Annotated in this window: 23 protein-coding genes and 1 tRNA gene; 21 read left to right on the top strand and 3 right to left on the bottom strand. The window is 57.6% G+C overall.

The window, feature by feature from the left end:
* The first annotated feature begins 53 nt into the window (after nt 1–53).
* The gene (locus C7436_RS09340) at nt 54–500 is read left to right on the top strand and encodes a type II toxin-antitoxin system RatA family toxin (protein ID WP_014422610.1); all 447 of its coding nucleotides are present in this window, start codon (nt 54–56) and stop codon (nt 498–500) included.
* Nucleotides 500–778, top strand: a complete 279-nt coding sequence (locus C7436_RS09335; RefSeq protein ID WP_014422609.1) for an RnfH family protein — start codon at nt 500–502, stop codon at nt 776–778. Before C7436_RS09340 ends, C7436_RS09335 begins: the two co-directional genes overlap by 1 nt.
* A 3-nt stretch (nt 779–781) precedes the next feature.
* Here C7436_RS09335 and C7436_RS09330 read toward each other — a convergent pair whose 3' ends face one another.
* Nucleotides 782–1114 (bottom strand): outer membrane protein assembly factor BamE, encoded by a 333-nt coding sequence (locus C7436_RS09330; RefSeq protein ID WP_022991272.1) that lies wholly within the window; start codon nt 1112–1114, stop codon nt 782–784.
* Between the two features lie 122 nt (nt 1115–1236).
* On the opposite strand from C7436_RS09330, the gene fur reads away from it, so the two are divergent.
* The gene (gene fur, locus C7436_RS09325) at nt 1237–1656 is read left to right on the top strand and encodes a ferric iron uptake transcriptional regulator (protein WP_014422607.1); all 420 of its coding nucleotides are present in this window, start codon (nt 1237–1239) and stop codon (nt 1654–1656) included.
* Between the two features lie 53 nt (nt 1657–1709).
* On the opposite strand, the gene recN is transcribed toward fur, so the two are convergent.
* Nucleotides 1710–3389, bottom strand: a complete 1680-nt coding sequence (gene recN, locus C7436_RS09320) for a DNA repair protein RecN (RefSeq protein WP_121207603.1) — start codon at nt 3387–3389, stop codon at nt 1710–1712.
* Nucleotides 3390–3649: 260 nt separating this feature from the next.
* Here recN and grpE point away from each other — a divergent pair, with 260 nt between their 5' ends.
* From grpE to greA, 7 genes are all read left to right on the top strand, one after another.
* Nucleotides 3650–4258, top strand: coding sequence for a nucleotide exchange factor GrpE (gene grpE / locus C7436_RS09315; protein ID WP_121207911.1), 609 nt, complete (start codon nt 3650–3652; stop codon nt 4256–4258).
* 93 nt (nt 4259–4351) lie between these two features.
* On the top strand, nt 4352–6277 hold the full coding sequence (gene dnaK / locus C7436_RS09310; protein WP_023011656.1) for a molecular chaperone DnaK: 1926 nt from the start codon (nt 4352–4354) through the stop codon (nt 6275–6277).
* Nucleotides 6278–6355: 78 nt separating this feature from the next.
* Nucleotides 6356–7480 carry a molecular chaperone DnaJ gene (dnaJ, locus tag C7436_RS09305; protein WP_014422603.1) on the top strand — a complete coding sequence of 375 codons (1125 nt, stop codon included), beginning with the start codon at nt 6356–6358 and terminating at the stop codon, nt 7478–7480.
* A gap of 11 nt (nt 7481–7491) precedes the next feature.
* The gene (dapB, locus tag C7436_RS09300) at nt 7492–8295 is read left to right on the top strand and encodes a 4-hydroxy-tetrahydrodipicolinate reductase (protein ID WP_014422602.1); all 804 of its coding nucleotides are present in this window, start codon (nt 7492–7494) and stop codon (nt 8293–8295) included.
* A 339-nt stretch (nt 8296–8634) separates the two neighbouring features.
* Nucleotides 8635–9765, top strand: a complete 1131-nt coding sequence (gene carA, locus C7436_RS09295) for a glutamine-hydrolyzing carbamoyl-phosphate synthase small subunit (protein WP_189383384.1) — start codon at nt 8635–8637, stop codon at nt 9763–9765.
* 82 nt (nt 9766–9847) lie between these two features.
* The gene (carB, locus tag C7436_RS09290) at nt 9848–13066 is read left to right on the top strand and encodes a carbamoyl-phosphate synthase large subunit (protein WP_121207600.1); all 3219 of its coding nucleotides are present in this window, start codon (nt 9848–9850) and stop codon (nt 13064–13066) included.
* Nucleotides 13067–13070: 4 nt separating this feature from the next.
* On the top strand, nt 13071–13550 hold the full coding sequence (gene greA, locus C7436_RS09285) for a transcription elongation factor GreA (RefSeq protein WP_022991279.1): 480 nt from the start codon (nt 13071–13073) through the stop codon (nt 13548–13550).
* A gap of 78 nt (nt 13551–13628) precedes the next feature.
* Here greA and yhbY read toward each other — a convergent pair whose 3' ends face one another.
* On the bottom strand, nt 13629–13937 hold the full coding sequence (gene yhbY / locus C7436_RS09280; RefSeq protein ID WP_121207599.1) for a ribosome assembly RNA-binding protein YhbY: 309 nt from the start codon (nt 13935–13937) through the stop codon (nt 13629–13631).
* A 279-nt stretch (nt 13938–14216) separates the two neighbouring features.
* Here yhbY and ftsH point away from each other — a divergent pair, with 279 nt between their 5' ends.
* From ftsH to truB, 11 genes are all read left to right on the top strand, one after another.
* A complete protein-coding gene (gene ftsH, locus C7436_RS09275; protein WP_022991281.1) occupies nt 14217–16160 on the top strand; it encodes an ATP-dependent zinc metalloprotease FtsH in 1944 nt (647 codons plus the stop codon).
* Nucleotides 16161–16257: 97 nt separating this feature from the next.
* Nucleotides 16258–17088 (top strand): dihydropteroate synthase, encoded by an 831-nt coding sequence (gene folP, locus C7436_RS09270; protein ID WP_121207597.1) that lies wholly within the window; start codon nt 16258–16260, stop codon nt 17086–17088.
* Nucleotides 17088–18431, top strand: coding sequence for a phosphoglucosamine mutase (gene glmM / locus C7436_RS09265; RefSeq protein ID WP_014422596.1), 1344 nt, complete (start codon nt 17088–17090; stop codon nt 18429–18431). Before folP ends, glmM begins: the two co-directional genes overlap by 1 nt.
* Nucleotides 18432–18510: 79 nt before the next feature.
* Nucleotides 18511–19269: a triose-phosphate isomerase gene (gene tpiA / locus C7436_RS09260; RefSeq protein ID WP_081496575.1), complete on the top strand. Its 759-nt coding sequence runs from the start codon at nt 18511–18513 to the stop codon at nt 19267–19269.
* Nucleotides 19270–19293: 24 nt separating this feature from the next.
* On the top strand, nt 19294–19677 hold the full coding sequence (gene secG / locus C7436_RS09255; protein WP_014422594.1) for a preprotein translocase subunit SecG: 384 nt from the start codon (nt 19294–19296) through the stop codon (nt 19675–19677).
* Between the two features lie 8 nt (nt 19678–19685).
* Nucleotides 19686–19770, top strand: a tRNA-Leu gene (locus C7436_RS09250).
* Nucleotides 19771–20083: 313 nt separating this feature from the next.
* The gene (gene rimP / locus C7436_RS09245) at nt 20084–20545 is read left to right on the top strand and encodes a ribosome maturation factor RimP (protein ID WP_011786762.1); all 462 of its coding nucleotides are present in this window, start codon (nt 20084–20086) and stop codon (nt 20543–20545) included.
* A 54-nt stretch (nt 20546–20599) separates the two neighbouring features.
* Nucleotides 20600–22093 (top strand): transcription termination factor NusA, encoded by a 1494-nt coding sequence (gene nusA, locus C7436_RS09240; RefSeq protein WP_011786761.1) that lies wholly within the window; start codon nt 20600–20602, stop codon nt 22091–22093.
* Nucleotides 22094–22113: 20 nt separating this feature from the next.
* Nucleotides 22114–24660 carry a translation initiation factor IF-2 gene (infB, locus tag C7436_RS09235; protein WP_014422593.1) on the top strand — a complete coding sequence of 849 codons (2547 nt, stop codon included), beginning with the start codon at nt 22114–22116 and terminating at the stop codon, nt 24658–24660.
* Complete coding sequence (gene rbfA / locus C7436_RS09230) at nt 24660–25091, top strand: 30S ribosome-binding factor RbfA (RefSeq protein WP_011786759.1); 432 nt, start codon at nt 24660–24662, stop codon at nt 25089–25091. Before infB ends, rbfA begins: the two co-directional genes overlap by 1 nt.
* Entirely contained in the window at nt 25088–26011 is a 924-nt protein-coding gene (truB, locus tag C7436_RS09225; protein WP_014422592.1) for a tRNA pseudouridine(55) synthase TruB, read from the top strand. Before rbfA ends, truB begins: the two co-directional genes overlap by 4 nt.
* Nucleotides 26012–26028 lie beyond the last annotated feature (17 nt).

Genomic DNA, 26028 nt, shown 5'->3' with positions numbered 1-26028 from the left:
CTGGCCCGGCAGGGCTGGAACGAAGTCTGAAACGCAGGAAATCCGGTTTATACATGGCACATCAGATCGACAAGACCGCATTGGTTATGCACTCGGCGGAGCGTATGTTCCACCTGGTCAATGACGTTGCCCGTTACCCTGAGTTCTTACCCTGGTGTGCCGGGGCAGAGGTCCACGAGCAGAACGACGCTGAAATCATGGCTTCACTGGATATTTCCAAAGGGGGCGTTCGCCACCGGCTGACCACACGAAACCAGTTGCTGATGCCAGAGACCATTGAAATGAAGCTCGTGGACGGCCCGCTCAGAAATCTTACGGGGCGCTGGCACTTTCGGGCTCTGGACGATAACGCCTGCAAAGTAATCCTCACCCTGGAGTTCGAATTTTCAGGCTCGCTTTCACGAATGACTTTCGGCCCGGTATTTAATCAGGCGGCCAATACCATGGTGGATGCTTTCTGTCGTCGCGCAGACGAGGTTTATCGCGGAGGGATCGTGTGATGGAAGTGGAAGTGGCCTATGCCCGCCCGGACAAGCAGCAGATTGTGCCCGTGGTGGTGCCTCCGGGCACTACAGCCCTTGAAGCCGTGAAGCTCTCCAGGATTACCGAGATCTTTCCGGAGATTGATCCGGACGCTATCGATATGGGGGTGTTTGGCAAAGTGGTGAAGAACCCGGCCGAGCATGCTCTGAGAGAAGGCGACCGGGTGGAACTATACCGCCCACTCAAGATTGATCCCAAGCAGGCTCGCCTGAACCGGGCTAAAAAGAAAGCGTAATTGCTAGTAGGCTGGCGTTTCTTCCAGGAGCTGGGCTTCGTAGTGGCTCAGCTGATCATTCTCGTAGTAAACGATGATGCGCTGTTCTTCGATCTCGTTGCCCCGGCGCTGAAAGGTGTAAACATAGTATTCCCGGGACGGGTCGACGGGGTTCAGCATCAACGGGCTTCCCAGCAGCGCGTGAACCTGACTTCTGGGCATGCCCTCGGACAGTTCCGTCAGCTCCTCATCGGTGACAATGTTGCCCTGCTGGACATTGATTTTGTAAACGCCCGGAAAAACACAGCCGGACAAGGATAAAATGCTAATAAGAACGATAGCGGGGAGCTTTTGCATCGCCGGGGGAAATCCTCTATCTTGAATTCGCCTGCGTTGAGCAGGTGTGAAACGGGTCATCCGTCGTACTGCGGCTTCATCATACCGGAAGCCGTGAGGCACACCAAAGAGCGAATGGTAACATGTCATCTGAAAACGCCGAATTACGAAAAGTCGGTCTGAAGGTTACTCTGCCAAGGGTCAAGATCTTCAATATCCTTGAGAATGCTGAAGAACATCACCTGAGTGCTGAAGACGTTTATAAAAAGCTGCTGGACCAGGGCGATGACGTGGGCCTGGCGACAGTCTACAGGGTGCTGACCCAGTTCGAAGCTGCAGGCCTCGTGTTGCGTCATAATTTCGAAGGCGGTCACGCGGTGTTCGAGATGGCCGGTGATGATCATCACGACCACATGGTTTGCACTCAGACTGGCGAAGTTGTTGAGTTCGTCGATGAGGTCATCGAGGAGCGCCAGCAGAAGATTGCGGCAGAGCACGGCTATGAGATTGTCGATCACAGCCTGATCCTTTACGTGAAGCCACTGAAGTCCGATAAGAAGTAAAAAAAGGGCCAGCGACAAGGCTGGCCCAGAAGCTCTCCGAAACGAGAGGGGGATTAGTGATGGGTTGCCTGGCCCTTTACAAACATCTCCCGGGCATGGGCTATGGTCTGTTCTGTCATGTCCACTCCGCCAAGCATCCTTGCGACTTCGCTGATCCGGCCCTGGTCATCCAGGGATTCGATGCGTGAATAGGTCGCGTCTTTCTCGGTAAATTTGCTGACGAACAAATGCTGATGGCACTGGGCCGCCACCTGCGGCAGGTGCGTGACGCACAGTACCTGGCCATTCTCGCCGAGTGCTCTCAGCAGGCGGCCTACGACCTCCGCGGTGCCGCCACCGATGCCGACATCCACCTCATCGAACACCAAAGTTGGTGTGGTGGAGGTTTGTGCCACAACCACCTGAATGGCCAGGCTTATGCGGGAAAGTTCACCGCCGGAAGCCACCTTGGCCAACGATCGGGCGGGTTGGCCCGGGTTGGCACTCACCAGGAATTCCACCTCTTCCATGCCGTGAGGGGCAGGTTCGTCATCACTGTTCCGGCTCAGGTGGCTGACAAACTGCACCGATGGCATGCTCAATTGTGCCAACTCCCGGGCGATTCGCTGGTCGAGCTCGATGGCGGCATTCCGGCGTGTTTCTGTCAGCTTGGTGGCCAGGGCGTCAAACCGTGCCCGCAAGTTTTCCAGCTCGGCCTGAAGTTGTTCCAGGCTGCCTTCGCCGCCATCCAGTTCGGCCAGCTCCTGGCTCAGGCGTTGATGCAATTCCGGTAACTCCTCCGGGGTGATCCGGTGTTTGCGCGCCATCTGATAAATGGCGCTGAGCCGTTCTTCCACTTCGTTCAGTCGGACCGGGTCGGCTTCGTAGTCGTCTACGAAGCGGCGCAGGTTGTCGCCGGCTTCTGAAATCTGAATCTGTGCTTCGTTCAGCATCTGGATGGTGTCGGTCAGTGCCGGGACATCAACCGGCAGTTGCTCCAGTTGGTGCAGTGCCTGGCGCACCAGGTCTGCGGCTGAAACCTCATCTTCAGTGCATAGCAGGGCGGCCTGGTGGCTGCTGTGAAGTACGGCGTCGGCCTGGCTGAGCTGTGCCTGTTCGGTTTCCAGGGTTGTCTGTTCGTCCTCGCCCAGCGCCAACCTGTCCAGCTCTTCCACCTGATAGCGCAGCAGCTGTAAACGGGCCTCGGCCTCATCAGCATTGTGCTGGCGTTGCTGTAGTTTCTGACGCGTCTGGTGCCAGGCTTTCCATGCAGATCGGGTTTCGTCGGCCAGGCTTTCCGCGCCGGCGAACTCGTCCAGCAGCTTTCGGTGGGTTTCCTTACGCAGCAGGGATTGATGCTGGTGCTGACTGTGGATATCCATCAGCAGGCCGCCCAGTTCTTTCAATTGTGACAGCGGGCAGGGCTGGCCATTAATGAATGCCTTGGAGCGGCCGTCCTTGCTGATGGTCCGGCGCAGGATGCAATCGTCCTTGTCGTCCAGCTCATGGCTGTCCAGCCAGGACCGGGCTTCGGGGATGCGGGATATATCGAAGCTGGCGGTAATGTCGGCACGCTTGGCGCCATGGCGAACAGCGCCGGCATCGGCCCGGCCTCCCATGGCCAGGCCAAGGGCATCAAGCACAATCGACTTGCCGGCGCCGGTTTCCCCAGTCAGGGCTGTCATACCGCGGTTGAACTGGAGTTCAACCCTTTCTGCAATGGCGTAGTTCGATACCGTGAGTTGTGTGAGCATGCCGCAACCTCCGCTCGTTCTTGAGCAAGTAATAACTCTGACCACTGTTCGTTCATACAGTTGCTGTGAATATATACAGGGTTTTTCCGGTTTGCAAACAGGAAATGATGAAAACATCAAAGATTGCGTGGGTGACGGTTGAAACCCGGGAAGCGGGCCCCATATCGGTTCGCAAAGCGATTCTTTCCTGCTTTCTGCACAAGCGGGAGTGGTTATTTCTGCAGGCCTCCGTGGCCGTGAAAACGTTATCAGGAGTTGTCATGAGTGCTGACGAAAAGCGCAACGAACAGGTAGAAGAACGCAACGAGGCAGCAGAAGCTGCGGCGGAAGAGCAGGCTGCAGGTAACCAGGATGCCGAGCAGTCACCGGAGCAGGGCTCCGAGCTGGATGTGCTGCAGCAGAAACTGCAGGAGTACCAGGAGCAGGCCTTGCGGGCACAGGCGGAGATGCAGAATGTCCGTCGCCGGGCCGAGATTGATGTGGAAAAAGCTCACAAGTTTGCGCTCGAGAAGTTTGTGAAAGAGCTGTTGCCGGTGGCTGACAGTCTGGAGAAGGCGGTCGAAAGCACCGAGGGTCACGAAAACGCAGGCGAGCTGGTTGCGTCCATTCGCGAAGGTGTGGACATGACCCTGACGCTGTTCATGAACAGCCTGAAGAAATTCAACGTTGAACAGCTCAACCCGGTGGGTGAGCCGTTCGATCCGCAGCAGCACGAAGCCATGTCCATGGTGCCGGCGCCGGATGCCGAGCCTAACAGCGTGGTTGCGGTTGTGCAGAAAGGTTATCTGCTTAATGGCCGGGTAGTTCGTCCGGCGATGGTCGTAGTGGCCAAGGCAGAAGATGCGCCAAAAATCGACGAGCAGGCTTGAAAAGTCGAGCAGAGCGCCAATATAGCGATTAAACAGCAAAGGCCGGGGTAGGCATTCTCCGGAACAGCATTCAGAAAGATTTGGAGTGATTCGATGAGCAAGATTATTGGTATCGACCTGGGAACCACAAACTCCTGTGTGGCCATCATGGATGGCGACAAGGTAAAGGTAATTGAAAACGCAGAGGGTGATCGCACAACCCCGTCCATCATCGCCTACACCGATGACAACGAGACTCTGGTTGGCCAGTCAGCCAAGCGTCAGGCGGTGACCAACCCGCACAACACTCTGTACGCCATCAAGCGACTGATTGGTCGTCGTTTTGAAGATGACGTGGTTCAGAAAGACATCAAGATGGTGCCCTATAAAATCGCCAAGGCAGACAACGGTGACGCCTGGGTTGAGGTGAAGGGGCAGAAAATGGCGCCGCCGCAGGTGTCTGCAGAAGTTCTGAAGAAAATGAAGAAGACTGCAGAAGACTACCTGGGCGAAAAGGTAACCGAAGCGGTTATCACCGTGCCTGCGTACTTCAATGACAGCCAGCGCCAGGCGACCAAAGATGCTGGCAAGATTGCTGGTCTGGAAGTGAAGCGGATCATCAACGAGCCAACTGCTGCGGCCCTTGCTTATGGCCTGGACAAGAAGAGCGGTGATCGTACTGTTGCTGTGTACGACCTGGGTGGTGGTACTTTCGATCTGTCCATCATCGAAATTGCGGACGTAGACGGCGAGCACCAGTTCGAAGTGCTGGCCACCAACGGTGACACCTTCCTGGGCGGTGAAGATTTCGACCTGAAAGTGATTGAATACCTGGCCGACCAGTTCAAGAAAGACAGCGGCATCGATCTTCGCGGCGACTCTCTGGCCATGCAGCGTCTGAAAGAAGCGGCCGAGAAGGCCAAGATCGAGCTGTCCAGCAGCCAGCAGACCGACGTAAACCTGCCGTACATCACTGCAGATGCGTCTGGTCCCAAGCACATGAACGTGAAGCTGACCCGTGCCAAGCTGGAATCGCTGGTGGAAGACCTGGTTCAGCGCAGTCTGGAGCCCTGTAAGGTGGCTCTTCAGGATGCGGGCATGAAGGCTGGTGAAATCGACGAGGTTATTCTGGTCGGTGGTCAGACCCGTATGCCGCTGGTGCAGGAGAAAGTAAAAGAGTTCTTCGGCAAAGAGCCGCGTAAAGACGTAAACCCGGACGAGGCCGTAGCCATGGGTGCGGCGATTCAGGGCGCGGTACTGTCTGGCGACGTGAAAGACGTACTGCTGCTGGACGTAACCCCGCTGACCCTGGGAATCGAAACCATGGGTGGCGTGGCCACTCCGCTGATCGAGAAGAACACCACGATTCCGACCAAGAAATCGCAGACCTTCTCTACGGCGGATGACAACCAGACTGCAGTGACCATTCACGTCGTTCAGGGTGAGCGCAAGCAGGCGGCACAGAACAAGTCTCTGGGCCGTTTCGATCTGGCCGACATTCCGCCGGCACCGCGCGGTGTGCCGCAGATCGAAGTCACCTTCGATATTGATGCCAACGGTATCCTGAACGTGTCTGCCAAAGACAAGGCTACCGGCAAGGAACAGTCCATCGTGATCAAGGCATCTTCTGGTCTGAACGATGACGAGATCGAGAAGATGGTTCGCGATGCCGAGGCCAATGCCGAGGAAGACCGCAAGTTCGAGGAGCTTGTCCAGGCCCGTAACCAGGGTGATGCCATGGTACACGCCGTGCGCAAGACCTTGAGTGAAGCCGGCGACAAGGTCTCCGACAGCGAGAAGGAGTCCATCGAGGCCGCCATCAAGGATCTGGAAGAGGCCCTCGAGGGTTCTGACAAGGAAGCGATCGAAGCCAAGACTCAGAAGCTGACCGAAGTGTCCTCTGAGCTGGCTCAGAAGATGTACGCGGATCAGGCCGACCAGGCTCAGCAGGCCGGTGGCCAGGAAGAAGGTCAGGCCAAGAGTGCTGACGACGCCGTCGATGCCGAGTTCGAGGAAGTCAAAGACGACGACAAGAAGTAATTCCGAGGTACATCAAGTAGTTGGGGAAACGCGGGCCGGGCTCGCGTTTTCCTCGTTATAAAAACAGGGTTTTGAAGCATGGCCAAGCGCGATTATTACGAAGTACTCGGGATCTCCCGGGATGCGGACGAAAAGGAAATTAAGCGGGCGTATCGAAAGCTCGCGATGAAGTACCACCCGGACCGTAACCCGGATGACAAGGATGCCGAGAACAAATTCAAAGAGGCCAGCGAAGCCTACGAAATCCTGGCGGACTCCAGTAAGCGCGCCGCCTACGACCAGTTTGGTCATGCCGGCGTAGACGGTCAGGCTGGCGGCGGCTTTGGCGGCGGTGGCGCCAGCTTCTCCGACATCTTTGGTGATGTGTTCGGTGATATCTTCGGTGGTGGTGGCCGTGGCCGAACCACCCGCGGTGCAGATCTTCGCTACACCCTGGAGCTGGATCTGGAAGAGGCTGTTAAAGGCAAAACCGTCAAGATCAACATCCCTGGCCATAAAGAATGTGAAGCCTGTGATGGCAGTGGCGCTGAAAAAGGCTCTCGCCCGGAAACCTGTGGCACCTGCCAGGGCATGGGCCAGGTCCGGATGCAGCAAGGCTTCTTCACCGTACAGCAAGCCTGTCCTACCTGTCGTGGCTCCGGTCAGATCATCAAGAACCCGTGTAAGAGTTGCCATGGCCAGGGTCGGGTGCGCCAGGAGAAAACCCTCTCCGTCAAGGTGCCGCCAGGTGTTGATACTGGCGACCGTATTCGCTTGTCCGGCGAAGGTGAGATGGGTGTAGACGGAGGGCCTCCTGGAGACCTTTACGTACAGGTCGCCGTTCGTGAGCATTCCATTTTCACCCGTGACGGTCGCAATCTTTACTGCGAGGTGCCCATCAGCATCGTCGACGCCACCCTCGGTGGCGAGCTGGAAGTACCAACGCTGGATGGCCGCGTAAAGCTCAAGATTCCGCCTGAGACCCAGACCGGCAAACTGTTCCGTCTGCGCAACAAAGGCGTCAGCCCGGTCCGCGGTGGCCCGGCCGGTGATTTGTTGTGCCGGGTGATTGTGGAAACGCCGGTGAACCTCACCAAACGCCAGAAGGAGCTGCTGGAAGAATTCCAGCAAACCCTGGATGGTAACAACGGAACTCATCATGCCCCCAAGAAAACCTCATGGTTTGAGGGTGTGAAAAACTTCTTCGACGAAATGAAATTCTGAGGGTAGAGCAGATGAGGGTAGCGATCATCGGCGCCGCCGGGCGCATGGGTAAAGTGCTGATCGAAGCGGTCGACGGTACCGAAGGCCTTGAACTCGGCGCTGCCATCGTCGAGCCGGGCAGCAGTCTGATTGGCGCCGACGCCGGTGAAATGACCGGCATCGGCAAAACCGGCGTAAAAATGGCCGCCAGCCTGGACGACGTCAAAGACGACTTCGACGTACTGGTGGACTTCACCTTCCCGGACCTGACCCTGGAAAACGCGAAGTTTTGCAGCGCTAACGGCAAAATGCTCGTGATCGGTACCACCGGCATGACCGACGCCGAAAAAGAGCAGCTGGCGCTGGCCGCCGAAAACACTCCGGTCGTTTTTGCGCCCAACATGAGCGTGGGCGTCAATGTCGTACTCAACCTGCTGCGCACCGCCGCCGCAACCTTGGGTGATGACTACGACGTGGAAATCATCGAAGCACACCACCGCCACAAAAAAGACGCCCCCTCGGGCACAGCCCTGCGTATGGGTGAAGTGGTGGCTGATGCTCTCGGTCGCGACCTGAAAGAATGTGCGGTCTATGGCCGCGAAGGCTTCACCGGCGAACGCACCCGCAAGGAAATCGGCTTCGAGACCATCCGCGCCGGCGATGTGGTGGGTGATCACACGGTACTGTTTGCAACGGAGGGTGAGCGCATCGAAATTACCCACAAGGCGAGCAGTCGGATGACTTTCGCAAAAGGTGCCATGCGGGCCGCGTTGTGGCTTGAGGGTAAGGCGGCTGGTCTTTACGACATGCAGGACGTTCTGAACCTGAAAGGTTGAGCTGCATACTCAGAGGCTGCGGGAGCAGGGCACCTTCTCGAAAATTTCGGAGGCCATGGATGGCCGGAGAGAAGCGCACATGGAAGTGCTTGTAGCGGTTTTCGGGAAGGTGCCCTGCTTCCGTGGCCGGAGTTTGCGTCAGGCCGAGAGCAATTCGGCGTGGACAAAAAACGCCAAAATCGCTTACAATAAGGCGATTTGACTGCACCAAGCGTACCTTTGAAAAGTTTATAAAAGCGGGACCGGGTTTTTACCTTGTCTCGCTTTTTTGCAACCTGAGATTATGCGCTTGCGTTCCTGTTCGTGACGAACTTACGCCACTCGATGAGGATACAAGCCTTGAGCACACCAGCAATCCTTGCACTCGCAGACGGAAGCCTCTTCTACGGCACCGCCATCGGCGCAGACGGAGAAACCAGCGGCGAGGTAGTGTTCAACACTGCCATGACCGGCTACCAGGAAATCCTGACCGATCCGTCCTACTCCCGCCAGATCGTTACCCTGACGTATCCGCACATTGGCAACACCGGTGTTAACGAAGAAGACGTAGAATCCGACCGCATCCAGGCCGCTGGCCTGATCATCCGGGATCTGCCCCTGCTCGCCAGCAGCTGGCGAAACAAGGGTAGCCTTGATGACTACCTGCGAAGCAACAACATTGTTGGCATTGCGGACATCGACACCCGCCGACTGACCCGCATCCTCCGGGACAAGGGCTCCCAGAATGGCGCCATCGTCGCTGGTGAAAACGCCACTGCCGAACGCGCACTGGAACTGGCTAACGCCTTTCCCGGCCTCAAGGGCATGGACCTGGCCAAAGAAGTCACCTGCAGCGAAGCCTACCAGTGGAACCAGGCCGAGTGGGATCTGGTAAACGGCTACAGTGACCGCTCCGAAGACAGGTTCAAGGTGGTGGCCTGGGATTACGGCGTAAAATACAACATTCTGCGGATGCTCGCGGCCCGCGGTTGCGAGATCACCGTCGTGCCCGCGCAAACCCCGGCCTCTGATGTACTGGCGATGAACCCCGATGGCATCTTCCTGTCCAACGGCCCGGGCGACCCCGAGCCCTGCGACTATGCTATCAAGGCCATTCAGGAAGTGCTGGAAACCGAGATTCCGGTATTCGGCATCTGCCTGGGCCACCAGCTGCTGGCCCTGGCCAGTGGTGCAAAAACCATGAAAATGGGCCACGGCCACCACGGTGCCAACCATCCGGTGCAGGACATTGCCAAAGGTACTGTGATGATTACCAGTCAGAACCACGGCTTTGCTGTGGATGAAACAACCCTGCCCGCCAATGTGGAAGCGACCCACAAATCGCTGTTTGACGGCACTCTGCAGGGCATTCGCCGCACCGATAAGCCGGCCTACAGCTTCCAGGGTCACCCGGAAGCCAGCCCGGGGCCCCATGATGTGGCTCCGCTGTTTGACGAGTTTATCCAGCTGATGGAAGCGCGATCTGCCTGAGGGCAAGGCCATCAACGATAGCTCACCGGCGCTGAATACCGCGCTGCAAGAATTCAAAAGTTGCTGACAGGTTTACCAAGACATGCCAAAACGTACCGACATTAAAAGCATCCTGATCCTGGGCGCCGGCCCCATCGTGATCGGGCAGGCGTGCGAATTCGACTACTCCGGAGCCCAGGCCTGTAAGGCGCTGCGCGAAGAGGGCTACCGGGTGATCCTGGTGAACTCCAACCCGGCCACCATCATGACCGACCCGGCCATGGCCGATGCCACCTACATCGAGCCGATCACCTGGAAGACGGTCGAAAAGATCATCGAAAAGGAACAGCCGGACGCCCTGCTGCCCACCATGGGTGGTCAGACTGCACTGAACTGTGCGCTGGACCTGGAAAAGCACGGCGTGTTGGAGAAGCATGGCGTTGAAATGATCGGCGCCAACGCTGACACCATCGACAAGGCCGAAGACCGCGACCGCTTCGACAAGGCCATGAAGAAAATCGGTCTGGAGTGCCCGCGCGCGGCCATCGCCCATTCCATGGACGAAGCCTGGAAGATCTCCGAAGACATCGGTTTCCCGTGCATTATCCGTCCATCGTTCACCATGGGTGGTTCTGGCGGTGGTATTGCCTACAACAAGGACGAGTTCGAGGAGATCTGTACTCGCGGTCTCGATCTGTCCCCGACCAACGAGCTGCTGATCGACGAATCCCTGATTGGCTGGAAAGAGTACGAGATGGAGGTTGTTCGGGACAAGAACGACAACTGCATCATCGTCTGCGCCATCGAGAACTTCGACGCCATGGGCGTGCACACCGGTGATTCCATTACGGTGGCCCCCGCCCAGACCCTCACCGACAAGGAATATCAGATCATGCGGAACGCCTCGCTGGCGGTGCTGCGTGAGATTGGTGTGGAAACCGGCGGTTCCAACGTGCAGTTCGGTATCAATCCGGATACCGGCCGTATGGTGGTGATCGAAATGAACCCCCGGGTGTCGCGTTCCTCGGCGCTGGCGTCCAAGGCCACCGGTTTCCCGATCGCCAAGGTCGCAGCCAAGCTGGCCGTGGGGTACACCCTTGATGAGCTGCAGAACGAGATCACCGGCGGCGTCACCCCGGCCTCGTTCGAGCCGTCCATTGATTACGTGGTTACCAAGATTCCCCGGTTTACCTTCGAGAAATTCCCCCAGGCCGACGCCCGCCTGACCACTCAGATGAAGTCTGTCGGTGAGGTTATGGCCATTGGCCGGACCTTCCAGGAGTCGGTGCAAAAGGCATTGCGTGGCCTGGAAGTGGGTTCCGAAGGTTTTGACGAAAAGCTGGAAGAGTTGGACTCCGAGAACAGCCGCGAAACCCTGACCCGGGAGCTGAACGTGCCCGGTGCCGAGCGAATCTGGTACATCGGCGATGCCTTCCGCGCCGGCATGACCGTGGACGAAGTGTTCCGCCACACCAAGGTAGACCCCTGGTACCTGGTGCAGATCGAGGACATCGTGCGCGAAGAGCTGGCTCTCAAGTCGGCCGGTAAGGCCGATATCGACAAGGCTACCCTGTTCCGGCTCAAGCGCAAGGGCTTTTCCGACGCCCGCCTGGCCAAGCTGCTGGGCATTTCCGAAGTCAGCCTGCGCAAGCTGCGCCACGACCTGGGCATCCGCCCGGTGTACAAGCGCGTGGATACCTGTGCGGCGGAATTCGCTTCTGATACCGCCTACATGTATTCCACCTATGAGGAAGAGTGTGAGGCCGAGCCGAGCGATCGTGAGAAGATTGTGGTCATCGGTGGTGGCCCCAACCGCATTGGTCAGGGCATCGAATTCGACTACTGCTGTGTGCACGCGGCCCTGGCCATGCGTGAGGATGGCTACGAGACCATCATGATCAACTGCAACCCGGAGACCGTGTCGACCGATTACGACACCTCCGACCGGTTGTATTTTGAGCCGATCACCCTGGAAGACGTGCTGGAAATCATCAACGTCGAGAAGCCCAAGGGTGTAATCGTCCAGTACGGCGGTCAGACTCCGCTGAAGCTGGCGCGTGGCCTGGAAGCCGCCGGTGTGCCCATTATCGGCACCAGCCCGGACGCCATTGACCGCGCCGAAGACCGCGAGCGCTTCCAGCAGATGATCCAGCGCCTGGGTCTGAAGCAGCCGGAAAACGCCACTGTGCGCAGCCACGAGGAAGGCATCGTGGCGGCCCGCGAGATTGGCTACCCGCTGGTGGTGCGCCCGTCGTACGTGCTGGGTGGCCGGGCCATGGAGATCGTCTATGACGAAACCGAACTGGTGCGCTACATGCGTAACGCGGTGCTGGTCTCCAATGACAGCCCGGTTCTGCTTGATCACTTCCTGAATGCTGCCATCGAGGTCGATATTGATGCGATCAGTGACGGCACTGATGTTGTGATCGGCGGTATCATGCAGCACATCGAGCAGGCCGGTGTTCACTCTGGTGATTCCGCCTGCTCCCTGCCGCCGTACAGCCTGAGCAAGCAGGTACAGGACGACATGCGCGAGGCCGTGAAGAAAATGGCCATCGAGCTGGATGTTATCGGCCTGATGAACGTGCAGCTGGCCTACCAGGATGGTGAGATCTACGTGATCGAAGTGAACCCGCGGGCTTCCCGAACCGTACCGTTCGTGTCCAAGGCCATTGGCGTGTCTCTGGCCGCGGTCGCGGCCCGGGTTATGTCCGGCAAGAGCCTGAAAGAACTGAACTTCACTCAGGAAATCGTGCCGACCTACTACGCGGTGAAAGAGTCGGTGTTCCCGTTCAACAAGTTCCCGGCCGTGGATCCGATCCTCGGGCCGGAAATGAAATCCACCGGTGAGGTGATGGGGCTGGGCGACAGCTTTGATGAAGCCTTTGCCAAGGCCGCTCTGGCCGTGGGTGAACGGTTGCCGGCCCAGGGCGTGGCCTTCATGTCGGTGCGCGATGTGGACAAGCCGGGTGCGGCCAGTGTTGCCCGCGACCTGGTGGATGCTGGCTTCAGGATTATTGCCACCACTGGCACCGCCAAGGCGCTGGAAGCCGAAGGTATCGCCGTTGAGCGGGTGAACAAGGTTCGCGAGGGTCGCCCGCACATTGTGGATGCCATCAAGAATGGTCAGGTTCAGCTGATTATCAATACTACGGAAGGTCGCAAGGCTATTTCTGACTCGGCGCAGATTCGCCAGTCTGCCTTGCAGACCAAAGTAACCTACACAACCACACTGGCAGGTGGCGAAGCCTTCTGCCGGGCCATCAAGTTTGGCCCGGAGCGAACCGTTCGTCGCCTCCAGGAACTACACGCAGGAAAGTAAGGCTATGGCTGACAGAGTACCGATGACCAAGACGGGCGAAGACCGTCTGCGTGAGGAGCTGAAAAAGCTGAAGTCCGAAGATCGGCCGCGGGTGATCGCGGCCATTGCCGATGCCCGTGAGCACGGCGATCTGAAGGAAAATGCTGAGTATCATGCGGCCCGGGAGCAGCAGAGCTTTATCGAAGGTCGCATTCAGGAAATCGAAGGCAAGCTGTCCGTGGCCCAGGTGATTGATGTGACCACCATGGAGAACACCGGCAAGGTGATCTTCGGCACCACTGTGCATCTGGTCAACATGGAAACCGACGAAGAGGTTACTTATCAGATCGTGGGAGAAGATGAGGCCGACATCAAGGCAGGCAAGCTGTCGGTGTCCTCGCCGATCGCCCGCGCGCTGATTGGCAAGAACGAAGGGGATGTGGTGGCTATCCGTATCCCCTCCGGTACCGTGGAGTACGAGATTTCCGAAGTGGAATATATCTGACTCGGTTGTGCTGATCGGGTGTAAAGAAAAAGCCGGCTCTGGGGAACCAGGCCGGCTTTTTCGCGTCTCAGCTTACGCTTATTTGTTGCGCAGCAGGTTCGACAGCTTGGGGTTCGGTTTCTTCGCCCGACGCAGAATGACGGCGATTTTACCGATCGTCTGGACCAGTTCGGCGCCGGAGCTTTCGCACAGAGCCTGAATGACTTCCTGGCGGACTTCGCGATCCTGGCTGGCGACTTTGATCTTGATCAGCTCATGGTCGTTCAGGGCGCGGTCCAGTTCGTCCTGCAGCCCTTCCGACAGGCCTTTGTCGCCAACGATGATGACGGGCTTCAGGTTGTGGGCAATAGCCCGGTATTCCCGGCGCTGTTCCGGTGACAGACTCATGATGTAATCTCTTAATAGGTGCAATTAACAAAAGGTCAGCGGTGAATCCGCTGGCAACCACGTATAATTCAGCGATTGTAACAGATAGCGACTCATGACAAATGGCCGTATTCACGTACAGAGGGTGTTGTAATTCCGGTCATGGCGTCCCATATAGGTAGTATCGCGATCGGTTCCGGATGGGCCGTTTCTGGTTTACCGGCGTACAATTGGTGTAAGGTGTCGGAAAAGGGTTGGCGGCCTTCAGGCGCTGATCCTGCAATTCACAGGTGATGATCCTTGAACGATATGGCAAAAAATCTGGTTCTCTGGCTAATCATAGCCGCTGTGCTGCTGATGGTGTTTCAGAATTTCTCTCCCACCACCACTGGCCAACAAGTTAACTATTCCCAGTTTGTCGAGATGGTCCAGCAGGGCCAGGTACGGCAGGTGACCATTGATGGTCTGCAGGTGCAGGGTGTCCGCAACGACGGCTCTCAGTTCCAGAGCATCCGGCCGCAGGTGTCTGACAACAAGCTGATGGATGACCTGCTCGCCAACAACGTCGAAGTGATCGGCAAGGAGCCCGAGCGCCAGAGCCTGTGGACGCAGCTGCTCGTAGCCGCGTTCCCGATTCTGATCATCATCGCATTGTTCGTGTTCTTCATGCGCCAGATGCAGGGCGGCGGTGGCGGCAAAGGCCCGATGTCGTTCGGCAAGAGCAAAGCGCGCCTGATGAGTGAAGACCAGATCAAAACCACGTTTTCCGATGTCGCGGGTGTCGACGAAGCCAAGGAAGACGTGAAGGAGCTGGTGGATTTCCTCCGGGATCCCAGCAAGTTCCAGCGTCTTGGTGGTCGCATCCCGAAGGGCGTATTGATGGTGGGCCCTCCCGGTACCGGTAAAACCCTGCTTGCCAAGGCCATCGCGGGCGAGGCCAAGGTGCCGTTCTTCTCTATCTCCGGCTCCGACTTTGTAGAAATGTTTGTGGGCGTGGGTGCCTCCCGTGTTCGCGACATGTTCGAGCAGGCGAAGAAACAGAGCCCCTGCATTATTTTCATCGATGAGATCGATGCGGTTGGCCGTCACCGTGGTGCTGGCATGGGCGGTGGTCACGACGAACGTGAGCAGACCCTCAACCAGTTGCTGGTGGAAATGGACGGCTTCGAAGGCAATGAAGGCGTTATCGTTATTGCCGCCACCAACCGTCCGGACGTGCTGGATCCGGCGCTGTTGCGCCCTGGCCGGTTTGATCGCCAGGTGGTGGTGAGCCTGCCAGACATCATTGGCCGCGAGCAGATTCTGAAAGTGCACATGAAAAAAGTGCCGCTGGCCGACGGTATTGATCCTGCGGTGATTGCGCGGGGCACGCCGGGCTTCTCCGGTGCCGATCTTGCGAACCTGGTCAACGAAGCTGCGCTGTTTGCGGCCCGTCGTAATCAGCGATTGGTCTCCATGGAAGAGTTGGAGCTGGCCAAGGACAAGATCATGATGGGCGCCGAGCGCAAGTCCATGGTGATGAGCGAAAAGGAAAAGCGGAATACGGCTTACCACGAGTCGGGGCACGCGATTGTGGGCCGTCTGATGCCTGAGCATGACCCGGTCTATAAAGTGAGTATTATTCCTCGTGGCCGCGCCCTGGGCGTGACCATGTTCCTCCCGGAAGAGGACAAGTACAGCCACTCCAAGCGCTATCTGACCAGCTCGATCTGTAGTCTGTTTGGTGGCCGTATCGCCGAAGAGCTGACCCTGGGCTTTGATGGTGTCACCACTGGTGCGTCCAACGACATCGAGCGGGCGACAAGCCTGGCCCGGAATATGGTGACCCGCTGGGGGCTGTCCGAGAAACTTGGTCCTCTCCAGTATGACACAGACAGTGAGGAACCCTTCCTTGGTCGTTCTGCGGGGCAGGCGCACACGGTGTACTCGCCAGAGACTGCCCAGCGGATTGATGAGGAAGTTCGCAATATCATTGATGAGTGCTACGAGAAGGCCAAGCAGATCCTGATTGATAACCGGGACAAGCTGGACATGATGGCCGAAGCACTGATGAAGTACGAAACCATTGATCGTTATCAGATTGATGACATCATGGCTGGCAAGGAGCCTCGTCCGCCCAAAAACTGGGGTGACAGTGGTCCCGCCGGAGGCGTGAAGGCTGAAGAGCCTGAGCAGGCGCCGGAGCCCAGAAGCTCCGACGATGGCCGGCAGCCCGGCGTAGGGCGTCCTGCCGGCGAGCACTGACTCGCCGTCAAAGCCTGAGTAACTGAATGCGCCGCCCGGGCCCCCGGGCGGCGTTTGTTTTTGTCTCTCCGAAAACTCTGCCTGTGGAAGCTGCGTTATGAAAATGAACTTTGCCGGTCGCGAACTGGATCTGTCTCGTTGCCACGTGATGGGTATTCTGAATGTCACCCCCGATTCGTTTTCCGATGGCGGACGCTTTAATTCCAGGGAGTCTGCGCTTGTGCGGGCCAGGCAGATGGTCAGTGACGGCGCTTCTTTTATTGATGTTGGAGGTGAGTCGACTCGCCCCGGCGCAAGCGAAGTCTCGACCCAGGAAGAGCTTGACCGCGTATGCCCGGTGGTCGAAGCCATTGCCAAAGAGCTGGATACCGTGATTTCGGTGGATACCAGCAATCCTGTGGTGATGGCTGAAACTGCCCGGCTTGGTGCGGGACTGATCAACGATGTTCGTGCCCTGCAGCGCGAGGGTGCGCCGGAAGTGGCTGCAAAAGCAGGTATTCCGGTGTGCATCATGCATATTCAGGGTGAGCCGGATACCATGCAGGACGATCCCCGCTACCGGAATGTGCGGCGGGACGTCAGCTCTTTTCTGACGGAGCGTATGCGGGTGGCGGAGCAGGCCGGTGTTCGTGCCGATAACATTATTCTTGATCCCGGCTTTGGCTTCGGCAAGAGCGTGGAGCACAACTATCAGCTGCTCGCTACCCTTGAGCAGTTGCATATTCTCGGACACCCGTTACTTGTCGGGGTCTCGCGAAAGTCCATGCTGGGAGCGGTCACGGGTCGCGATGTGAATGAAAGGTTGCCGGCCAGCCTCGCTGCCGCGACAATATCGGCCATGAAAGGGGCGAGCATCCTCAGGGTGCACGACGTTAGGGAAACTGTGGACGCCGTCAGGATCGTAACGGCAGTGAAGGAGGCAATCTGATGACCCAGCGCAAATACTTTGGTACCGATGGCATTCGTGGCCGGGTCGGAGACAGTCCGATTACGCCGGAGTTCATGCTGCATCTGGGGTGGGCTGCGGGGCAGGCATTCAAGCGTGCGGGCCAGCGCAACAGCGTACTGATCGGCAAGGATACCCGGTTGTCCGGCTATATGTTCGAATCGGCGCTGGAGGCTGGCCTGGCCGCGGCGGGTGTTGATGTGAAGTTGCTGGGGCCGATGCCGACACCGGCGATTGCCTACCTCACGCGAACTTTCCGGGCATCTGCCGGAATTGTCATCAGTGCCTCCCACAACCCTCATCATGATAATGGCATCAAATTCTTTTCTTCTGCCGGTACCAAACTGGACGACGCCCTGGAAGCCGAGATTGAGCGCTGGCTGGACCAGCCTATCGAAGTGTGTGAGCCGGAAGAGCTGGGCAAGGCGAGCCGGGTAGACGATGCGCCCGGTCGCTATGTGGAGTTCTGCAAAAGTACTGTGCCAAACGAGTTTACTCTCGACGGCATGCACCTGGTGCTTGACTGTGCTCACGGTGCTACCTACCACGTGGCGCCCAAAGTGTTCCGTGAGCTGGGGGCGAAAGTGACGGTGATTGGCGCCGAGCCAGATGGCTTGAACATCAACCTGAATGTTGGCTCTACCCATCTGGGCGCGCTGAAACAGGCGGTTGCCGAGAAAAAGGCTGATCTTGGTATTGCCTTCGACGGTGACGGCGATCGGGTGTTGATGGTGGATCGTGATGGTTCCGAAGTGGATGGCGACGAACTGTTGTATATCCTGGCTTCCCAGCGCCAGGCAGAAGGACGGCTGCACGGTGGTGTGGTTGGTACGTTAATGACCAACCTGGGTGTTGAGTTGGCTCTGCGCGAAATCGGCGTCGAGTTCGAGCGGGCCAAGGTTGGCGATCGTTATGTGATGGAGCGCCTGTTGGCCAATAACTGGCTGATTGGAGGCGAGGGTTCCGGGCATATGGTGATCCGGGATTGCACCACCACGGGTGACGGTATTGTCTCTGCGTTGCAGGTACTGCTGGCAGTGCGGAAGTCCGGCAAGACTATGGGAGAACTGCGGGCCGGTATGAGCAAGCTGCCGCAGAAAATGATCAACGTACGCGTTGCCGAACGGTTTGATCCGTTGGGTAGGGCGGATATTGTTGAGGCCATGGCGCGGGCAGAGGCTTCGTTGGGTGATGCCGGGCGCATTCTGCTGCGGGCATCCGGCACCGAGCCGCTGATCAGAGTGATGGCCGAGGGTCAGAGCGCAGACGATATTACCCGGGTGGTGGAAGAGCTTGCCCTCGTGGTGGAGCGTTCAACACCCTGATTTCGAAGGGTGGTTGTGTACCGCGGGTGACTGCTGTATAGTTCCGCCTCCCTTTTGCTCGGGACTGTCGAGGACAGAGATGCGTCGCAGAATTGTTGCCGGAAACTGGAAAATGAACGGGTCGAAAGATCTGGTGAAACAGCTGGTTGGCGCAGTTTGCGAGCAGTCCGGTAATGTTGGCAAAGATGTGGAGGTGGTTATTATCCCTCCTGCGATCTATCTGGGCCAGGTTGCCGAGCAGGGAGGTGGGCGGATCACTACCGGTGCGCAGAACGTGTCCCAGTGGCAATCTGGCGCATATACCGGAGAAATCTCCGCCGAAATGGCCCGCGATATGGGTTGTGGCTATGTGCTGGTGGGCCATTCCGAGCGCCGGCAGTTGTTTGGTGAGACGGATTCTGTGGCAGCCGCCAAGGTTGAGCAGGTTCTGTTGAGTGGCTTGGTTGCGGTGCTGTGTGTAGGTGAAACGCTCGCGGAGCGGGAAGCCGGTCAAGCCGAAGCAGTGGTTGCCGAGCAGGTTCGCAGTGGGTTGTCAGTTGTGGCTGATGATCAGTGGTCCAGGGTTGTTGTGGCGTATGAGCCGGTCTGGGCTATCGGAACCGGAAAAACCGCGACGGCAGACGATGCCCAGGCCATGCATTCGGAAATCCGCAAGGTGCTGGATGGTATGAATGCACCGGCTAATGAGATTTCGGTACTTTACGGCGGCAGTGTAAAAGCGGATAATGCGGCCGCTTTGTTTGCAGAGCCGGATATTGATGGCGGTCTCATCGGTGGTGCATCGTTGAAGGCCGAAGAATTTATCAGCATTTGCCGGTCTTTCCCGGCAGGTGTCTAAGCCGACACGTTTACGAGAGTCTGTATGGATTGGTTGGAAACACTGGTAGTTGTTGTTCACGTCGTGATCGCCGTGTCGCTGGTGGGCCTGGTTCTGATCCAGCAGGGCAAGGGTGCAGACGCCGGAGCGGCTTTCGGTGGTGGTGCGTCCCAGACCGTGTTTGGTAGTCAGGGCAGCGGAAGCTTCCTGACGCGGATGACCACTTTTATGGCGGTTATCTTTTTTGTGACAAGTTTTTCGCTGGCGATTTTTGCCAAGCAGCGCGCCGAAGTGGCTGGCGAGGCAGGTATTCCGGTTGTTCAGGAATCGTCTCAGGCAGGTGCGCAAGCTGAGCAGGCGCCCTCTGCTGATGAGCCTGCAGCCAACAGCGAATCCGAGGGTGGGGACGCGCTCCCCGAACTCGAGTAAAGAATGATGCCCGGGTGGTGAAACTGGTAGACACGCCATCTTGAGGGGGTGGTAGCGAAAGCTGTGCCGGTTCGAGTCCGGCCCCGGGCACCATATTAAAAGAAGACGGCTTGGCAAACCCAGGCCGTTTTTTTTGGTCAGTCCTTGACCAGTCCGCGTGGCGTCACTATACTCCCGCGGATATTGGAGCCTGCGAGCATCGAGGCTTCCAGGCAGGCCAGGTGTCTGTCGGCAGAGCGCTTGAAAGGGTTGGCGCTTTGCGAATTCTTGCAACAAAAGGCCCCATGTTTCAGGGGCTTTTTGATTAAGGGGCCTGGCGCAAAGGGCCCTGGTGCATAAAAGGGCTGATTAACAGCCCTTTTTTTGTTTTTGTACCCTGAAAATTCGGAAACGGAGGCGGCGACACTTGTCAGCCAAACTGAAACAACTGGAAGACATCCTGCGCCCGGTGGTCGAGGGTCTGGGTTATGAGTTCTGGGGAATTGAATTCCGCTCCCATGGACACCATTCCAAACTTCGGGTGTTTATTGATGATGCTGAGAACGGCATCGCGATCGACGACTGCGAGAAAGTCAGTCGTCAGGTCAGCGGGGTGATGGATGTGGAAGACCCCATCCAGACCGAATATACGCTGGAAGTGTCTTCGCCCGGTATGGACCGGCCGCTGTTCCGGCTGGAGCAGTACGAGGCATTTATTGGTCATAAAGTGCAGATCAAGCTGCGTATGGCGTTTGAGGGCCGGCGCAAATTCCTGGGCCTGATCAAAGGGGTGGAGGGCGACGACGTGGTAGTTGTAGTAGATGACCACGAATACCTGTTGCCCTTCGACAGTATCGAAAAAGCCAACATCGTGCCGGTTTTCGAGTGACACATTCGAATAAATCTATAGATGTATCGTTTATTTTGAGGGCAGGGCAATCCCATGAGTAAAGAGATCTTGCTGGTAGTGGAATCCGTCTCGAACGAGAAAGGTGTCGAGAAGGATGTGATTTTCGAGGCGATTGAACTCGCACTCGCTACCGCTGCCAAGAAACGTTATGAAGACGAAGAGGCGGATATCCGGGTTGCCATTGATCGCCGCACCGGAGAATACGAAACCTTCCGCCGCTGGCTGGTGGTCGATAATGATGCCGTTCCTGCGTTGGGCACTGAGCTGACCCTGCAGGAAGCGGAAGAGATCGACACCAATCTGAAGCCGGGTGATATGTACGAAGAGAAGGTGGAGTCTGTGGCGTTCGGGCGCATTGGTGCCCAGGCGGCCAAGCAGATCATCTTCCAGAAAGTGCGCGAAGCCGAGCGCATGAAGATTGTCGACAGCTACCGCGATCGTATCGGTGAGCTGGTGTCCGGTACCGTCAAGAAGGTGACCCGGGACAATGTGATTGTGGATCTGGGTGGCAACGCAGAAGCTCTGCTTCCCCGTGAGCACCTGATTCCCCGTGAAACCTTCCGGATGGGCGACCGCGTTCGTGCTCTGCTGCTGGAGATTCGCACCGATCATCGCGGACCACAGCTGATTCTGAGCCGTACCGATTCGCAAATGCTGATCGAGCTTTTCCGCATCGAGGTTCCCGAGATTGCCGAGGAACTGATCGAGATTCGCGGTGCCGCTCGCGATCCGGGCTCCCGGGCCAAGATTGCGGTGAAGACCAACGACCGCCGTATTGATCCGGTTGGCGCTTGTGTTGGTATGCGGGGCTCCCGCGTACAGGCAGTGTCTAATGAGCTGGGCGGTGAGCGTGTGGATATCGTGCTTTACGACGATAACCCGGCTCAGTTGGTCATCAACGCGATGGCGCCTGCTGAGGTCGCCTCCATTGTCATGGATGAAGACCGTCACACCATGGATGTAGCCGTTGCCGAAGATAACCTGGCGCAGGCCATTGGCCGGAACGGCCAGAACGTTCGTCTGGCGACCGAGCTGACCGGTTGGACCCTGAACGTGATGACGGAAGAAGAAGCCGGTGAGCGCCAGGAGCAGGAATACAACCGCCTGCTTGAACACTTTACCGCTCATCTGGATGTTGATGAAGAATTTGCCGGTGTTCTTATCGAGGAAGGCTTTACCTCCATTGAAGAGGTGGCCTACGTACCGATGGAAGAAATGCTGGCGATTGAGGGCTTTGACGAGGAAACCGTCACTGAATTGCGCCGTCGTGCCAAAGACGTATTGCTGAACCAGGCGCTGGCCAGTGAAGAAGCCCTGGAGGGCGCTGAGCCCGAAGACGATCTTCTGAACATGGACGGCATGGACCGGGCGCTGGCATTCAAGCTTGCCGGCATGGGCGTGCGCACAATGGAAGATCTGGCGGAGCAGTCGATTGATGAGCTGCTCGAAATTGAAGGTATGGATGAAGAGCGTGCTGGTCAGTTGATTATGACTGCGCGCGCACCCTGGTTTGAAGACCAGGCCTGATTCGGGAGAGGAGGACCAGTATGGCTGAAGTAACGGTAAAACAACTGGCCGCAGATGTAGGCGCTCCCGTGGATCGTTTGCTGAAGCAGATCGTGGAAGCGGGCCTGAAAGCCCGCAGCGAAAACGACGCTGTCACCAGCGATGAGAAGCAGCAGTTGCTGGCCTATCTGAGAAAAAACCATGGCGAGGCGGAAGCTGAACCGCGGAAGATTACACTCAAGCGCAAGACCACGACGACGCTTAAGGCCGGCAAGGCCAAGACTGTCAACGTAGAAGTGCGCAAGCGCCGCACCTATATCAAGCGTGCAGAGCTGCAACCCGAACCGGAAGCTGAGGCGCCGGTAGCGGAAGAGCCGGTACAGGCACCGGCCGAAGAGCAGGCACCGGTGGAAGAAACGCCGAAGGTCGCAGCGGAAGCTGCACCTGCCGAAGCCCCTGAAACGGAAGCTCCGGCCGCAGCGGAAACCGAAGCCAAGGCTGCTCCGGAACCTGCTGCAGAATCCGCAGAGCCTGCCATCGCGCCGGAGGATATTCCCATGCCTCCGCCTGAGGATGAAGGTCGGGATCGCAAGCCGAAGAAGAAAAAAGAGAAGGTGCGTGAGCGCGGCGATGATATTGAAGAAGGCAAGCCGAAGAAGAAGCAGGCTGGCCATCGCGGTCCTCGCAGCCGTCCGGTAGAAGAACCGGTAGTACTGAGCGAAGACGAAGAGGAAACCACTCTTCGCAAGCCGCTGCGGGCCAAAAAGAAACCGAAAGAAAAGCGTCATGCTTTCGAGAGGCCCACAAAGCCCATGGTCAGAGAAGTACAGATTCCGGAAACCATCACCGTTGGTGATCTCGCCCAGCGCATGGCCGTCAAGTCCGCTGATGTTATCAAGACCCTGATGGGTATGGGGGTGATGGCAACCATCAATCAGGCGCTGGATCAGGAAACGGCGATCCTGGTTACCGAAGAGCTGGGCCACAAGCCCAAAGCGGTGAGCGAGGATGCTTTCGAAGAGGAAGTCCTGAGCGAAATCACCGGCCCGGACGAAGGCAAAGAGAAGATCAAGCGCGCGCCGGTTGTCAGTGTCATGGGTCACGTTGACCATGGTAAGACCTCACTGCTGGACCATATCCGCCGCGCCAAGGTTGCTGCCGGTGAATCCGGTGGTATTACCCAGCACATTGGTGCTTACCATGTAGAAACTGAACACGGCATGGTGTCCTTCCTGGATACCCCGGGCCACGCCGCGTTTACCGCCATGCGTGCTCGTGGTGCCCAGTGTACCGACATCGTTATCCTGGTGGTGGCAGCCGACGACGGTGTTATGCCTCAAACCAAGGAAGCCGTTGAGCACGCCCGTTCTGCCGGCGTACCGATCGTGGTTGCCATCAACAAAATGGACAAAGAAGAAGCCGATCCGGACCGCATCAAGAACGAGCTTTCAGCTCTGGAAGTCATTCCCGAAGACTGGGGCGGCGACGTTCAGTTCGTGCCTGTTTCTGCACACACCGGTATGGGCATCGATGACCTCTTGGAAGCCGTCTTGCTGCAGGCTGAAATCCTTGAGCTGGAAGCGTCCCCGGATGCAGCGGCGAAAGGTGTTGTGGTTGAATCCAGCCTGGAACGCGGCCGTGGTTCTGTTGCTACCGTGCTGGTTCAGAACGGTACGCTTCGCCAGGGCGACATGGTGGTGGCCGGTTCCTTCTTCGGTAAGGTGCGCGCCATGACCGACGAAGCCGGGCGCCAGGTGAAAGAAGCTGGTCCGTCGATTCCGGTCGAGATTCTGGGCCTGAACGGCACGCCAGACGCCGGTGACGAATTCTTCGCTGTGGCTGACGAGAAAAAAGCCAAAGAGCTGGCTGAATTCCGTCAGACCCGTGAGCGTGAGCAACGTCTCCAGCGCCAGCAAGCTGCCAAGCTCGAGAACATGTTCGAGAATATGGGCAAGGACGAGGTCAAGACCCTCAACGTTGTGCTCAAGACCGACGTGCGTGGTTCTCTGGAAGCCATTACCAAGGCTCTGCAGGACCTGGGCAACGACGAGGTTCAGGTGAAAATTGTTTCGTCTGGTGTTGGCGGTATCGCCGAGACCGACGTCAGCCTGGCCATGGCCACCAACGCCGTTATTTTCGGCTTCAACGTGCGTGCGGATACCGCATCCAAGCGTCTGGTTGAGCAGGAAGGTCTGGATCTGCGCTATTACAGCATCATCTATAACCTGATTGATGATGTGAAAGCGGCTTTGACAGGCATGCTCAAGCCGGAATTCCGCGAAGATATCGTGGGCATTGCCGATGTGCGTGACGTATTCCGTTCGCCGAAATTCGGTCAGGTGGCTGGCTGTATGGTGACTGAGGGCACCGTATACCGTAATAAGCCGATCCGCGTACTGCGTGACAACGTGGTGATCTTTGAAGGCGAGCTGGAATCCCTGCGTCGCTTCAAGGACGATGTGGCGGAAGTTCGCAACGGTATGGAATGTGGTATCGGTGTTAAAGGCTACGACGTGAAAGTGGGCGACCAGATCGAAGTATTCGATCGCGTCCGTGTTGAACGTCAGCTTGAGTCCACGGGGGCCTGATGGCACGGGAATACAGTCGCGTAGATCGCATCGGCGATCAGATGCAGCGAGAGCTGGCGCAGCTGATCCAGCGCGAGGTGAAGGATCCTCGCGTTGGTATGGTCACGGTTAATGATGTGAAAGTCAGCCGTGACCTAGGCTATGCCGATATCTATATTTCGTTGCTGTCCACCGAGGAGCTCACCGAAGATTCACCCGAAGTGCAGGACTCCCTGACGGTGTTGAACAAGGCCTCCGGGTTTCTGCGCGGGCAGGTTGGTCGCGCCATGAAATTGCGTGTGGTGCCCCATCTGCGGTTTCACTTCGACAAGCTGTTGGGGCAGAGCCGCAAGATGGATCGCCTGATCCGCGAAGCGGTTGGCGACAAGCCTGCCGTGCCCCGGGACGATAATGATGACCCGGTTTCCGATAACCCGGAGCGTGACGCTTGAGCCGAAGACGCAAAGGCCGTGACGTAAACGGCATCCTGGTAATCGACAAGCCCCAGGGCGTTACCTCCAACGGGATTCTGCAGCAGGTCAAGCGCCTGTATGGTGCGGCGAAGGCCGGCCATACCGGTGCGCTTGATCCGCTCGCCACTGGCGTGCTGCCCCTGTGTTTTGGTGAGGCCACCAAGTTCTCCCAGACCATGCTGGACAGTGACAAGGCGTATATCACCACCGCACGCCTGGGCATCCGGACAGAAACCGGAGACAGCGAAGGGGCTGTGGTGGAGGAAAAGCCGGTTCCCCACTTCAGTGAGGAAGAAGTGGAGGCCGTACTGGCCCGGTTCCGTGGCGACATTCAGCAAGTGCCCTCCATGTACTCGGCTCTGAAGCATCAGGGCAAACCACTGTACGAATACGCCCGCGAGGGTATCGAAATTGAGCGCCCGGCCAGGCCGGTGACCATTTACGAGCTCAAATTGTTGGCGGTTCGGGAACAGGAGCTGGATCTTGCGGTTACCTGTACCAAGGGTACGTATATCCGCTCACTGGTTGAGGATATTGGTGAGGTTCTGGGCTGTGGAGCTCATGTCAGTGCTCTGCGTCGCACCCTGGCCTCCGGCTACACCCTGGCAAATGCCCACGATGTCAAAGACCTGGAAGCCATGCGCGAGCGCGGGGAAAGCCTGGATGGCCTGCTGTTGCCGCCGGAAACCGCCCTCACCATGTTTCCCGAGTACCGATTGTCCGGCGTGCCGCTGGTATCGATCTTGAACGGACAACCGGTTAGAATACCGGGTCAGCCCTTTGAAGGTTTCGTCCGCCTGTATGGCGAGCATTCTTTCGTGGGGCTGGCAGAAGCATTGCCAGAAGGCGATGGCACTCAACTGGTGCCGCGCCGTCTGGTCAAGAACAGCAAACGGTAAACGCCTTTTGCTGATTA

Source organism: Marinobacter nauticus (assembly GCF_003634635.1).
GTDB lineage: Bacteria > Pseudomonadota > Gammaproteobacteria > Pseudomonadales > Oleiphilaceae > Marinobacter > Marinobacter nauticus.
This window is presented reverse-complemented; position numbering and strand designations above follow the sequence as displayed.